We start from the raw sequence: 13,772 nt of genomic DNA on the forward strand, positions 1-13,772 counted from the left end.
ACTCTTTTTTTATTCATCTTACACAAACGATAATACGCCGGGCAACGTGCTCACTTTGCCTTTCACTTTATCTACCAGTCCGTTCCAGCCTTTACCGATGCTTTGTCCGGCATTGCCAAAAAAGTCGGCTATGCTGCGGCCCCAGGATTTAATCGTACTGCCGGCGTTGCTGCCCCAGTTTTTTACGGTGCTCCCTGCACTGCTGCCCCAAGACTTCACGGTACTTCCGGCACTGGTACCCCAGTCTTTCATGGTTTTACCGGCACTAGTTCCAAAAGAAACTGCACCGTCTTTTGCCTTATTAATTGCTTTGGCCGCTTCTTCCGTCAGTTTGATTTCGCTTTCCTGTTCCATGCTGTCCAATGCTTTCTGCACATCATGGATATTCAGCACCGTCGCCACCGTACCGCCCAGGAAGCTCTCAAATTCCGTAATGATCCGGACTTTCAGCTTTTCATCCATGGTCGCGTTGATGGATTCGCCGATATGGCTGCCGATTTTCTCGCCAAAATAAGCGCCCAGCAACGCGCCGTTAATAGTAATCGAGCCTAAACTGATGCCGCCGGTCGCGCCTTCCAGCGCACCGCCTGCCGCAGTTCCTGCCGCTGTCCCCGCCAGAAAACCGATCTGTTTGTAATCAAAGCCGGCCAGCATACCGATCAGGGATGTCATAGCTGTATCCGTCAGTTTCTCCACGCCCTCCTTACCGGAGATGATGCCCTTTTTAACTTTTAACACGGTTTTGGCTTCTTCAACCGCATTGATGGCAATCATGGTAAGCTGCCGGGGCGCCGCCTGATTCATTATGGAAATCTTGCCGCTGTCCGCTGCCAATACAAGACCTACCGCCACGGCGGTTTTAATGCCGCGGTCCTTATCTTTTTCCAGATCGTCGCGCATAAGGCGGGCTTCCCTGTCGCTCAATGCCCGGCCTTTCCAGTTTTTGCCCGCAATGGTAAAACCGTTGTTGCGGCCATGGCTGGTCACTTTCGGCGCATCACCGGTCAGTTCCACCGCTTTGGTAATATATTTCTTCAGCTGGCCATCCATCCAGCTCTTTTTGCTTTCCCCATTTTTCACAGCTTCTGCCAGGGAACGGTTCTGTTCTTCCGTTTCGCGGATCGCATCCTGAATCTCCTGGACGATTTCCGTCACGCGGTTTTTTGAAGCATTTTCCATCTTTTCCTGCAGTACCTTTTCCGACCAGGCTTCCACAGACAGCGCCTCATCTTTTTCCGCAAAGCTGACCAGGGCATCAGAGATTGCCTTTTGGATCCGGTCTGCATCCTGGGCCGACAGTACGTCCTCCAGCGAACTCTTAGTCTTCCGTTCCGGCAAAGAGCCAAGATTCAGAGAACCCTGCTTGTTTTCGCCTGTATTTGTATTTTCAGAGGTCTCTCCCTCAGCAAAGGCAATCCCACAGAACAGGCAGAATGAAAGAACCAACGCAAAAAATTTTTTCATCGGTATCCTCCTTTCCGGGTAAACGAGTTAAAAACAGCTTACAAAACATTACGTGCGATACCATAATCAATACGCTATTATTATAGCATATTTTACAACCGGATTTCATCTTTTCTGTTTTCTTCGGTTGCATAGTAAAATAAAAATGTGTTTTTTACATGACAAAGCCAAAACTATAAAACCGAATTTCAATGTATGAAAAGACCTGCAGCCGGTCAGTTTTCGTCTGTCCGTTGCAGGTCTCCTTCTTTTCAGTCGTCTCTGTCCACTTTGTATTTCCGTTCCAGTTCTTTGTAATGGTCCAGCCCGATAAACTGATTGAACTTTCCAAACTCCATCATGCCGGCAGCCGTCGCATCCGTATTTCCGTTTTCTTTCAGGCCGCTGAACAGATCGTACAGTGCTTTGGTAACGGTATACACGGCGCTGCAGGCCCAGAACACAACGGAATACCCCATCTGTTCCAGTTCCTTCGCCGGAATGATGGGCGTTTTGCCGCCTTCAATCATGTTGGCGTCCAAAAAGGCGCCAGAACCTCTCAGTTCTTTGGCAAACCGTTCAATCTCTTCCCGTGTGCAGAGACCGTCGGCGAACAGCATTTCCGCTCCTGCGTCCGCATACCGTTTGCATCGTTCGATAGCATCTTCGATGCCATATACGGCCCGGCTGTCCGTACGCGCCATAATCATGGTTTCTTTGTCCACGCGGCCTTCCACCGCGGCGCGAATTTTCTGTACATGTTCGTCCGCCGTGATCACCTGCTTGCCGTCCATGTGCCCGCATCGTTTCGGCCACACCTGGTCTTCAAAAAAGATACAGGCCGCCCCGGCTTTTTCAAATTCATATTCCGTACGGATCACATTCAGTGCGTTACCGTACCCGTTGTCGCCGTCGGCAATGACAGGAATATCGGTTGCGTCACAGATTTCTTTCAACGCCGTAGCCATTTCCGTCATGGACAACAGCCCCACATCCGGCTGTGCCAGATGCACCGCCGTTACGCTGTAACCGCCCATGGCCACACACCGGATTCCGGCAGCCTGGGCAACTTTAGCAGTCAGCGCATCGCCTACCCCCGGAACACAGATAATATTTTTGCCGGACAGCAGCTTACGCAATTCTTTCCGTTTTTGTGTCGCAGTTTTCATAAAAACCCCCTCTTAACAAACGTTACCAAATCAGGTTTGCTTTGTTATTATTGTACACGAATTCTTTCCGGTTTTCCACAGGTTCCTGTCCAATTGCAGAAAATCTTTACATTCCTGAAATTTGTGGTATAATACATTGCAGGTTTATTGTTACGGAGCGGTATCGAAGTGGTCATAACGAGGCGGACTCGAAATCCGTTAGCCGTCCGCGGCACGTGGGTTCGAATCCCACCCGCTCCGCCATTTTTCTGAAACAGCGCTCATGATTTACGTATTCTGCTTTTACGTTTATCAAAAACCTGCAGCCTGACATTCTTCAAAATACAAATGCGTCTCTCGCCATGAGGGACGCATTTTTTATTTTTCTCTGTTATTTTTCTTTTGCCCTGCAATCTGCAAAAAAATCCCTGACCACTGCCGCGCACCGATCCTCCAGAATGCCGCCGATGACTTGCGGCTGATGATTCAGCAGCGGATGAGTCAACACATTGAATAATGATTCAACGGCCCCCGCCCGGTTATCCCGGCAGCCGAAGATTACCGTATCAACCCGGCTGTTATAAATGGCGCCGGCGCACATGGGACAGGGCTCCACCGTCACATACAGGGTACAGCCGGAAAGGCGCCAGTTATGTAATTTTTCGCAGGCCTCCCGTATTGCGATGACTTCTGCATGAGCGGTAGCATCCAGCCACTGCTCCCGCATATTATGGGCTTTGGCTATAACCCGGCCGTCTTTAACTATAACGGCCCCGATGGGGACTTCTCCCTGTTTTACCGCTTTTTCAGCTTCCTGCAACGCCAACTCCATAAATTGCTCGTGGTTCATTTCCATTCGCATCATCCGCTTCTTCAATAATACAATCATAAAACCTGTTAAAATTGAAAACTGTTTTATTGCATTCTATGCTGTCAGGAAATGCAACGTATCCTTTCGGTTCCGCTCACTTATCTTCCTGCTCCAGCATGTCCTGCTCTTCCAACAGTTCTTCCCACTTTTGGACCAACCCGTCAATGGTCTTTACATATTCTTCCCGTTCGGCCGCCATGGCTTTGCTCTTTTCCAGGTCCAGATGATTTTCCGGAATGGAAATCTGCTTGTCCAGCCAGCCTAACATGGCTTCCTGTTCACGCAGCCGCAACTCTACTTTCGCAATCAGTTCTTCCAGTTGCGCCGGACTGTGCCTGCGGGCTTTTTTAATTTCCTGTTTCTTAATTTTTCCGTCCCAGGGTTTGCCTGCATCGCGAACCACTTCCGAAGAAGTTTCCCCGTTTTCCCGCTTCACAGCGGTGTTTCCTTTTGCTTCCTGTTCCCTGCAGGATTCAGGAGCTTTCTCCTTTCGCACCTGCTGTTCTTTTATGAAAGACTCAGCCTCTTCTGCCTGTTTTCTCTTTTGCTTTTCTTCCAGATAAAATCCGTAATCGCCTTTATAATCCAGAATCCGGTGACCCTCAATCTCCCAGATCCTGTCGCATACTTCATTAACCAGATACCGGTCATGGCTGACCACCAGCACGGAACCGTCAAAGACTTCCAGCGCTGCTTCCACCGTTTCTTTCGCCAGAATATCCAGATGGTTGGTAGGTTCGTCCAATATCAGCAGGTTTGCACCGTCCAGCACCAGTTTTAACAACACCAGCCGCGCTTTCTGCCCTCCGGAAAGCGTGCCGATTTCCTTAAATACATCATCACCGTGAAACAGCATACCGCCTAACAGCGAGCGTGTGTGTTCTTCCGTCAGGCCATACTCTGTCAGGAAATTCTCCAACAAGGTCTGTTCCGTTTTCAGCCGTTCATAACTCTGTGAAAAATAACCGATTTTAACCCGGTTGCCGATTTTCGCCTCCCCGCCCAGTGCGGGAATTTCTCCCAGAATCGTTCGAAGCATGGTAGTCTTGCCGCTGCCGTTCGGACCGATCAGCCCTACTTTTTCTCCGCGGCGCAGCACCAAATCGACATCTTTCGCCAGTACGTTATCCCCGTATCCTACTTTCAGATGTTCTAGGATCAATACACGTTCTGCCGACTCCGGTGCTTTCGGCAGGCGCAGGGAAAAACTTTCATTCTCCACCGGCGCCTCCAGCCGTTCCAGCCGATCCAGTCTGGACTGTCTGCCCCGGGCCATCTTGCTTTTGATCCCCGCTTTAAAACGACGGATATAAGCCTCCTGTTCCGCTATGAAATTCTGCTGCGCATCGTATGCCGCTTTTTCTGTTTTAGCCAGAATCTCTTTCTGCGCAAGGTATTTTGTGTAATTCCCGGTAAAAGAGCGGATATGCCCCCCTTCCATTTCCAGGATCCGCGTAGCAACGTGGTCTAAAAAGGCCCGGTCATGGCTGACCACCAGTACGCCGCCTTTGAAATCCCGCAGGTATCCTTCCAGCCATTCCATCATACGGATATCCAGATGGTTCGTCGGTTCGTCCAGCAATAAAAAATCCGGTGAAGAAACCAGAGCCGCCGCCAGGAGAAGGCGCGTCTTCTGGCCCCCGGAAAGAGAAGCTGCCTGCATTCCCCACATGGATTCCGGAAATGCAAGGCCAAATAAAACCATCTTTAATTTTGCTTCATAATGGTATCCGTCCAGGAATTCATAGCGCTGGGTAACGCGGCCGTAGCTGTCCAGGATTTCCTGGTTACCGGATGCCGATGCCTGTTCCAGTTCTGCCAGTTTTTGACGCAGAGACAGGATTTCGGGATTGGCCTTCAGCATAAAGTCCCATACAGACTCACGGCCAATGCTTCCAAAGCCCTGCTCCACATACCCTACATTAATACCCGGTTCGAAGCTGACAGTCCCCCGGTCGGCATAGTCAGGCCGCAGCAGACATTTTACCAGCGTAGATTTTCCGCTGCCATTAACTCCCACCAGTCCAATCTTTTCTCCTTTGGCGATCATAAAGCTGACGTCTTTGAATACTTCCTGCACGCCAAAGGACTTCTCCAGTTTATCAACGATTAATTGCATAGATATTTCCCATTATGTTGTAACGTATTGACTGTTTCCCAACGTAAAAAGTTCCTTAACTCCCAAATCCATACGGATGCTCTTTATGCCACTGCCATGCCGTTTTAATTATTTCTTCCGTGTTGCTGTGCTGCGGCTTCCATCCCAATACTTTTTTACACTTGGCGCTGGAGGCGATCAGCACCGCAGGATCTCCTGCACGCCGGGCTTCTTCCTCAACTTTAAAATTAATACCCGTAACCGTTTTGGCCGTTTCAATAATTTCCCGTACACTGAAGCCGGCCTCGCTTCCCAGGTTGAACACATCGCTGGCACCGCCATCAGCCAGGTATTGCATCGCCAGCACATGGGCATCCGCCAGGTCCAATACATGGATATAGTCCCGCAGGCAGGTACCGTCCGGTGTGGGATAATCTGTGCCGTAAATGGAAATATGGTCGCGCACGCCCTGTGCCGCCTTTAAAATCAGAGGAATCAGATGGGATTCCGGGTTATGGTCTTCCCCGATGGAACCGTCCAAGGCAGCGCCGGCCGCGTTAAAATAGCGCAGTGCCACATAGTCCATACCATAGGCCATGGTAAAATCCTTCATCATAGTTTCAATCATCAGCTTGGTCCGTCCGTAAACGTTAGTGGGAACGGTGGGAAAGTTCTCTTTAATAGGTGTCTTTTTCGGTTCCCCATACACCGCTGCAGTAGAAGAAAACACAATATGATCTACTCCTGCTTCATGCATGGCGATCAGCAGATGCAACGTTCCTTCCACATTATTATAATAATACTTGGCCGGATCCGTCATGGATTCGCCCACCAGCGAAGAAGCAGCAAAATGAATGACGCCGTCGATTTCATGTTCTGCCAGGATATGTTTTAAGAACGGCACATCGTGGATATCTCCGGTAATCAGTTGCACATCATCCGGTACAGAGGCCTCATGCCCGGTAGACAGATTATCGTATACGATCGGTGTAAAATCCTTGGACGCTGCCAGCGCCCGTACCGTATGGGAGCCGATGTAGCCGGCACCACCTGTTACCAAAATATTCATACTAAAATCTCCTCATAATTAAGATTTATAAACAAAACCGCTTACACTATTGTACAGCAAGCGGCTCTATTTTCAAAATAAAAAGTAACTTTTATTTTACAACGATTTCCTTCAAATATTTTAAGAAACCATCATGCAAATCTGGACGGCGCAGGGCATACTCCACAGTCGCTTCCAAAAATCCCTGTTTGTCGCCCACATCATACCGGCGTCCTTCAAAATTATAAGCATAGACCGGCTGTATCTTCAGCAGGGAACGCAGACCGTCTGTCAGCTGGATTTCCCCGCCAGCCCCCGGATCGGTATGTTCCAGAAGCTCAAAGATTTCCGGTGTGATAACATAACGTCCCAGCACGGCCATGTTGGAAGGCGCTTCATTCACCGGCGGCTTTTCTACCATATCTGCCACAGCAAATGTCCGGGGATCGCTGGTTCCTCTTGTGGCTACAATACCATAAGAAGAAACCTTTTCATGCGGTACTTCCTGCACGCCTAACACGGAAGCGCCTGTTTTTTCATATACATCAATCAGCTGCCGCAAGGCCGGTTTTTCATCATTATACACCACATCATCGCCTAACAAAACAGCAAACGGTTCGTTGCCGATAAACTGCTTGGCGCATAAAATCGCATGCCCCAGTCCTCTCGGTTCTTTTTGGCGAATATAATGAATCCGGATATCCGAGATGCTCCGCACCATTTCCAGCCACTCATTCTTTCCTTTTTCTGCCAGGTTCAGTTCCAGTTCGATGCTTCGGTCGAAATGATCTTCAATCGCCCGCTTGCTGCGACCTGTGATGATCAGAATATCTTCTATCCCGCTGGCCAGCGCTTCCTCAACAATGTATTGGATCGTAGGTTTGTCCACAATAGGAAGCATTTCCTTCGGCGTTGCTTTCGTAGCCGGCAAAAAGCGGGTGCCTAATCCTGCTGCCGGAATTACGGCTCTTGTAATGGTTTTAAAACGTATGCTCATGCTGGTTCACCGCCTATTTCCTGTAATAATTCCTGCGTCTTTTCTTCTAACAGTGTTCTGTTACCTCTGGTTTCCACGTTCAGCCGGATCACCGGCTCTGTATTGGACGCCCGCAGGTTAAAGCGCCAATCCGGGAACTCTATGCTCAGTCCGTCCAATGTATCGGCCTTGCCGTTTTTATATTTCATTTTTAATTTTTCCAGAACGGCCTTACTGTCCGGGACTTTCCGATTGATCTCGCCGCTGCAGGGGAACGCGTCCTCCATGCTGCCAATCAGTTCCGAAAGTGTTTTCCCGCAGGAACATAACATTTCCGAAACAATCAGCGCCGTAATCATGCCACTGTCACAGAACGTAAAATCATGGAAATAATGATGGCTTGACATTTCCCCGCCGTAAATCACACCGTTTTCCCGCATACACTGCTTCATAAAGGCATGACCGCTCTTGCAGCGGACCGGTACGCCGCCATGACTTTTTACAATCGCTTCTGTATTCCAGGTCAGCCGCGCATCATACATAATCTTACATCCCGGATACTTATGGAGGAAATGCTCAGCCAAAAGTCCCACAAGATAATATCCTTCTACAAATTGTCCTGTTTCATCACAAAAGAAGCAGCGGTCAAAATCACCGTCCCAGGCAATACCGAAATCCGCGTGATGCTTCAGCACCGCTTCCACAGTACATTTGCGATTCTCTTCCAGCATGGGATTGGGAACACCATTTGGAAAGGTTCCATCCGGTTCATAATTGATTTTTATAAACCGGAACGGCACATATTTTTCCAGTTCGTCCAGTACTGCACCGGCGCCGCCGTTACCCGGATTTACTACAATTTTGACCGGTTTCAGTTGGGAACGGTCAATGTATTGCAAAATGTGTTCCACATACGGCTTCATAATATTCTGCCGGGTCAGGATGCCTCTCGCTTTTCCTGCCATCAGGTGATGGGGAAAATCGTCCCCTCTTACCATCTGCTCAATTTCCAACAGACCGGTATCAACTCCCACCGGCCTTGCATCCCGCCGCACCAGCTTCAAACCGTTATACTCTGCCGGATTATGGCTGGCAGTAACCATGATACCGCCATCCACATTCAGGAATGCAGTAGCAAAATATATCATTTCCGTACCGCACTGGCCGATATCAATTACATTAGCGCCTCCATCCTGCAACCCGTCACACAGCGCCTGAAGCAGTTTAGGTCCCGTCAGGCGAATATCACAGCCTACAACAACAGATTCTGCTCCGAATAAGGCGCAAAACACTTTGCCCACCCGGTACGCCAGCTCTTCATTGACCTCTTCCGGGTAGATTCCGCGTATATCGTATGCTTTAAATGCCTTTGTATTAATCACCGCGATCCCCCATTTCACCATTATCCCTCATTGAGCCCAAACAAAGCGCGATGAGCAATATCCAAACTTGTTTCATAAATTGTATATTCTACCAAAACACAAAAAATCCTGCAAAAAAGAAAGAAGCGGAATAAAATGGGCCGTAAACCCTTTATCCCAGCTTCCATCCGATAACTATAAGAAAGCGATGATTCATTCGTCTGGCTGCACGTTTTGAAAACAGACCACGCTTCAAATAAATCGAAAAATAAAAACGGCTAATCTGAAAAACAAATTCAGGGCTTTCAATCAAATATCATAGTTCCGTTCCCGTAACACATTCTCCGCCGCTTCACCCAAAAACCAGCGCATGGTGGTAAAAAAGGCAAGATAATTATTATCGGAATTCGGTATCAGTAATTCCCGGGCCAGCTGGTCCAAGGCCTCTTCAATGGGAACGCCCTGCCCCGTCAGCTCGGCCACCTGCTCCTGCAGTACTTCGATTACTGCCTTGCGAAGCCGTTTCAACCGGGGCGCATTCAGATTCAGTTCCACAATCGTATTGCAGGCCTTTTTGCGTAACATTTCCGGACAGCGGTCTTCGTCTACGGACATGGCGCCGGAAAACGAATCAAAGCAGAACAGCATTTCCTTAGCAGGTATCTGCAACGGGTTCAGGATTTCCGCGTTAATGAATTTCCCGCCTTTGGGAACATCACAGCTCCGGTCTTCCTTTACTTTGGAAAAACGGTAATCGGCTTCCGCCACCTTGGGCTGGCTTCCTCCATGACAGGCTCCCAGCATGTTCTTCCATTCCAGATGATAATTGCGCTCTTCACGTTCCGTTCCCACCTTGGGATGGAAGTGTTCCACACGGAAATCGTCTACCCGGTCTTCTTCGTCCGTCAGTTTTATATTAATCTCGCAATACGCACATAACCCGTGCTGATCGCGAAGCAACTGCCGCTTTACCTGACGATAGCCGTCTCTGCTGCGGTGATGAAACTTTTCCCAGGTATCATGAGGATAACGTTGTTTATAGCGAGCCAGCAATTCCGGTTCATCCGGACTCTTTTGCACCCGTTTCATACGTTACGCCACCCTTCCCCTGAAAATGAATACCTTTGAAACTATCACCAGTAAATTTGTTTCTTCGCCAGTCTGAAAACGCAATTCATATCTTCACAGTTTCTTATTTCTTTCTGCGGAAATTACGCACCCGGATATCCATATCCGCCCGGACCAGCGCAGGTTCTCTTCCCTGAGACCACTGATCCAGTGTTTCGCGTAACGCCAGCGCCTCTTCGCTGTCCCATTTGTCCTCATTGACCAGTTGCAGATAGCGTTGCAGTGCCTGTACGATAGGCAGGGAGCCGGGCCGGCTCTCCACATGCTGGATATCCCGCAGCAACTGGCTGCTTTCCGCTCCCAGCGAAAATGTCGGTTCTTCAATATCCACCAGGTCGTTATCCCAATGAAGGATCCGAATACATTCCGCAGGCACGCTGGTCAGAACCTGCGGACTGTGAGTTGTAACAATAAACTGTACCTTGGGGAATGCCTTGACCAGGTCATTGACAACGGTCTGCTGCCAGGAAGGATGAAGGTGCATGTCCACCTCATCTATCAGAACTACGCCGGACGTTTTCAGGGTGACATCTTCACCCATATCCGGATTAAGACGAGCCATACGATACGCAATATCCGCCGCCATGCTGATGACGCTTCGGGCTCCGTCGCTCATAGCCTCCAACGGCAGTTCTCCTTTTTCCGGATGGCATATCAGCAGGTTCTGAGCCGCAAAACTGTATTTTAAATCCGTCCAGCCCATACTTTGGATGCAGGTAACGATCGCCTTGTTGATGGCATTCAAAATTTCACGGTAGGGATTCTTTTTGTTCAGCTTTTTTTCCGCAATGATGTGGTCATATTCCAGCGCGCTTTCCGTAGCATAACGGAACCATTGGGCAAAGGTATTATACGATCCGCTTGGTTCCAAACACTCCACATAGCCGCTGCTTCTGGACAGATCCACTTTCTTCCGTTTGAGCAGCGAACTGTCATTCCACATACGGCTGGTACCGTAATAACCCAAAACCGGAAGGATGATATCCTGATCCCCCGGCTGGTTCAACTCGTCCGCAATTCTTTTCCCATAATCAGAAACGAACTTTGCAGAAACAGAAGAGGTTTTACCCTTGACCGATTTTAATTCCCTTTTCCAGGAATATGCTTTTCCGTCATCGGCTTTCACTTCCGTTTCCAGTACAACCGGTAGCAGATACTTCATTCGCTTAATCTGCAATTCATCCTGCGTTTGCGGAACATCCACTACCATCCGGACATCATTCGGTTGGAAGTTACGTGCCTTAATACCGGGAAAAGCTGCCAGATATGGCGCCATCGTTATGGCAAGGCCATCTAAAATCGCGGTCTTCCCTCTGCCGTTTTCTGCAACAATCACAGTGACTTTGGGACTGAACTGCATAGTAAAATCTGTATAGCAGCGAAAGTTCTGCATTCTGATTTTCGATACATACATAGGATGCCAATGCCTCCTTTATAAAAAACCGGACAGGTTTCCCTGTCCGGTAAAGGATAGATTATTTTTTAGCAGCGTTGTTTTCTGCCGGAGCCTGTGCATTCGGATCAACGACGCGGAAATTCATGATAGAGAATTTTCCGTTGGTAACTTTAAACGCAACATCCAGTTCCATGACAGCCCCTTTTTCAAATTTGGCCGCATAAACCAGAACATGGCCGTCGGAAAATACCTGATACACACGAAGGTCTTTCTGAACCATTTTTCCTAATTCTTTGTTCATGTTAGCAAACATTTCCTTATATCTGTCTGCGGTCAAATCCTTGGCTAAAGACGGATCCATAAAAGCGGAAGCTTTCTTATAGTCTCCGCCGGCGAAAAACTGATCCACAATTTTAGTTTCTGCGTCTAAGTCCGAGCCATAGCTGGCATAGCACATCGCAGAAAAGCTCATCATAATCGCCATCAAAAATAACATTACTTTCTTTTTCATTGTTTTCCCTCCTGAAATTTAAAATTTCTATTTAAATAATATATACGTTTACCTGTCATTGACAGACTCGTATCAGCATAGTAATAGTACTGTATTTTTATGGCAAAGTTGCGTCATTTTGGAAAACTTAAATTCACAGTTCTGACTACAACACTGATTAAAAAACACAGACACATTAATTCTTCTTAATTAAAAACTGACATATCCTCTTTCATGGTCGTTATTGAAGCGCTTCCTCCGGAATTTCGATTTCTCCGGAGAACACTTCAACAGCAGGTCCCTGCAGATAAATATGATTACTGCCGCTTTCATACGTAACTTTTAACATTCCGCCCCGTGCCTGGACATTCAATGGTTTATCCATAGCGCCGGCCTTTTTCAGTTTCATGCAGGCATAGTTCACGGCACAGGCTCCGGTTCCGCAGGCCAGCGTTTCTCCGCTGCCACGCTCCCAGACTCTGAATTTCACTGTGTTCTCGTCAATAATCTGCACAAATTCAGTATTCACGCCTTCCGGGAACAACTTGTGATGTTCAAACTGCGGTCCCAAATCTTCCAGATCCAGCGCATCCACATCCGGCACAAACACAACAAAATGCGGGTTTCCCATAGAAACGGCCGTCCCGTTGAAGAAGAACTTCTCCTTATACGTTTTATTATCCGTACCCACAATGGTCGTCTCCCGCAAAACCAGAGACTGGTCCACGAAAATATAATGATCCGTGATCATAGGAATCATACGGGGACGTGTTTCCGGCTGTCCCATATCAACCTTTGCTTCCGTCACCTTACCGTTATCAATGCTAAGGTCAATGGTTTTAATACCGCCCAGCGTTTCAATGGAAACCGGATTCTTATCAGTCAGATGATAATCATATACGTACTTTGCCACGCAGCGAATCCCGTTTCCGCACATCTTTCCTTCCGAACCGTCAGCATTAAACATACGCATTTTAAAATCGGCCACTTCAGAAGGACAGATTAAAATCAATCCGTCGCTCCCTATACCATAATGATACCGGCTTACGAATCTTGCCACTGCTTCCGGATTGGACATTTCCTGCTGTGTACAATCTACGTAAACATAATCGTTTCCGCAGCCATGCATTTTGGAAAATTTAAATTTCATCACTTCATCCCCTTGCCGCTACTTTCCTTCTCTTCACCTTTTATTTATTAGCCATATATTATATTAACTATTATTTGTATCAACATTATAGCTAACGTTAAATCGCTAATACATGATTATTTTATTATATCGTGTTTCACAAAAATGAACAAGTAATAAAACCGGGAAAATCTTAAAAATTATTAAAAGTTGAAGGGAGACAGCGTTCCTAGAAATATACAAGAAGTTAAAAAGAATAAGCAAAAATCGAAAATCCCATACATCTGACCCATAGTAAAAGCCCCCGCACGTGTAGTACGGGGGCTTTATCTCTGACCGGCAACAATCTATCCTCCCAGGCCGCTTCCAGCCCAGTACTTTCGACGCGTGAGAGCTTAACTGCTGTGTTCGGGATGGGAACAGGTGGTACCTCTCAGCCATCGTCACCGGATCTTCTGAATGGTATTTTCAGGTTTCTGCTTCGTCAGCCTGCGGCTCGCTCGGTCGATATACGCCAGTATCATCTCCCATCGCTTGCCTTCCTTGCATAACCCCTGAAAATCCTCATTCTTCCTTCAGGTCTTCCCAGACCTTCAAAACTTTACAGAAGAAACTACTCACTTACGCGTCCTCACTCACAATCTTTTAAATCAAGCCCTCGACGGATTAGTACCGGTCCGCTCA

At 47.9% G+C, this 13,772-nt stretch carries 11 protein-coding genes, 1 tRNA gene and 1 rRNA gene; 1 reads left to right on the forward strand and 12 read right to left on the reverse strand.

Annotated elements, in window-relative coordinates; translation table 11 throughout:
* Positions 1-18: 18 nt before the first annotated feature.
* Together QZV31_RS10845 and QZV31_RS10850 are read right to left on the reverse strand one after the other, a co-directional pair.
* Positions 19-1,464, reverse strand: coding sequence for a hypothetical protein (locus QZV31_RS10845; RefSeq protein WP_295360510.1), 1,446 nt, complete (start codon positions 1,462-1,464; stop codon positions 19-21).
* Between the two features lie 251 nt (positions 1,465-1,715).
* Positions 1,716-2,612, reverse strand: coding sequence for an oxaloacetate decarboxylase (locus tag QZV31_RS10850; RefSeq protein WP_295360511.1), 897 nt, complete (start codon positions 2,610-2,612; stop codon positions 1,716-1,718).
* A 154-nt stretch (positions 2,613-2,766) separates the two neighbouring features.
* On the opposite strand from QZV31_RS10850, the gene QZV31_RS10855 reads away from it, so the two are divergent.
* Positions 2,767-2,855: transfer RNA gene (locus QZV31_RS10855), tRNA-Ser, on the forward strand.
* A gap of 127 nt (positions 2,856-2,982) precedes the next feature.
* On the opposite strand, the gene tadA is transcribed toward QZV31_RS10855, so the two are convergent.
* From tadA to rrf, 10 genes are all read right to left on the reverse strand, one after another.
* Positions 2,983-3,480 carry a tRNA adenosine(34) deaminase TadA gene (tadA, locus tag QZV31_RS10860; RefSeq protein ID WP_295360512.1) on the reverse strand — a complete coding sequence of 166 codons (498 nt, stop codon included), beginning with the start codon at positions 3,478-3,480 and terminating at the stop codon, positions 2,983-2,985.
* A 76-nt stretch (positions 3,481-3,556) separates the two neighbouring features.
* Positions 3,557-5,581 (reverse strand): ATP-binding cassette domain-containing protein, encoded by a 2,025-nt coding sequence (locus QZV31_RS10865; protein WP_295360514.1) that lies wholly within the window; start codon positions 5,579-5,581, stop codon positions 3,557-3,559.
* 55 nt (positions 5,582-5,636) lie between these two features.
* Positions 5,637-6,629, reverse strand: a complete 993-nt coding sequence (gene galE, locus QZV31_RS10870) for a UDP-glucose 4-epimerase GalE (RefSeq protein WP_295360516.1) — start codon at positions 6,627-6,629, stop codon at positions 5,637-5,639.
* Positions 6,630-6,720: 91 nt separating this feature from the next.
* Positions 6,721-7,605 carry a UTP--glucose-1-phosphate uridylyltransferase GalU gene (galU, locus tag QZV31_RS10875; protein WP_295360518.1) on the reverse strand — a complete coding sequence of 295 codons (885 nt, stop codon included), beginning with the start codon at positions 7,603-7,605 and terminating at the stop codon, positions 6,721-6,723.
* Complete coding sequence (locus tag QZV31_RS10880) at positions 7,602-8,987, reverse strand: phosphomannomutase (RefSeq protein WP_295360520.1); 1,386 nt, start codon at positions 8,985-8,987, stop codon at positions 7,602-7,604. The genes galU and QZV31_RS10880 overlap by 4 nt, the downstream gene beginning before the upstream one ends.
* A 267-nt stretch (positions 8,988-9,254) precedes the next feature.
* On the reverse strand, positions 9,255-10,034 hold the full coding sequence (locus QZV31_RS10885) for a retron system putative HNH endonuclease (RefSeq protein WP_295360522.1): 780 nt from the start codon (positions 10,032-10,034) through the stop codon (positions 9,255-9,257).
* Between the two features lie 103 nt (positions 10,035-10,137).
* Positions 10,138-11,487, reverse strand: coding sequence for an AAA family ATPase (locus QZV31_RS10890; RefSeq protein WP_295360524.1), 1,350 nt, complete (start codon positions 11,485-11,487; stop codon positions 10,138-10,140).
* 61 nt (positions 11,488-11,548) lie between these two features.
* Complete coding sequence (locus QZV31_RS10895; protein ID WP_093731067.1) at positions 11,549-11,980, reverse strand: DUF3887 domain-containing protein; 432 nt, start codon at positions 11,978-11,980, stop codon at positions 11,549-11,551.
* Between the two features lie 220 nt (positions 11,981-12,200).
* Positions 12,201-13,109, reverse strand: a complete 909-nt coding sequence (dapF, locus tag QZV31_RS10900; protein WP_295360527.1) for a diaminopimelate epimerase — start codon at positions 13,107-13,109, stop codon at positions 12,201-12,203.
* A gap of 313 nt (positions 13,110-13,422) precedes the next feature.
* A 5S ribosomal RNA gene (rrf, locus tag QZV31_RS10905) occupies positions 13,423-13,539 on the reverse strand.
* Positions 13,540-13,772: the final 233 nt, after the last annotated feature.

The organism is uncultured Succiniclasticum sp., assembly GCF_902793885.1.
Classification (GTDB): Bacteria; Bacillota; Negativicutes; order Acidaminococcales; family Acidaminococcaceae; genus Succiniclasticum.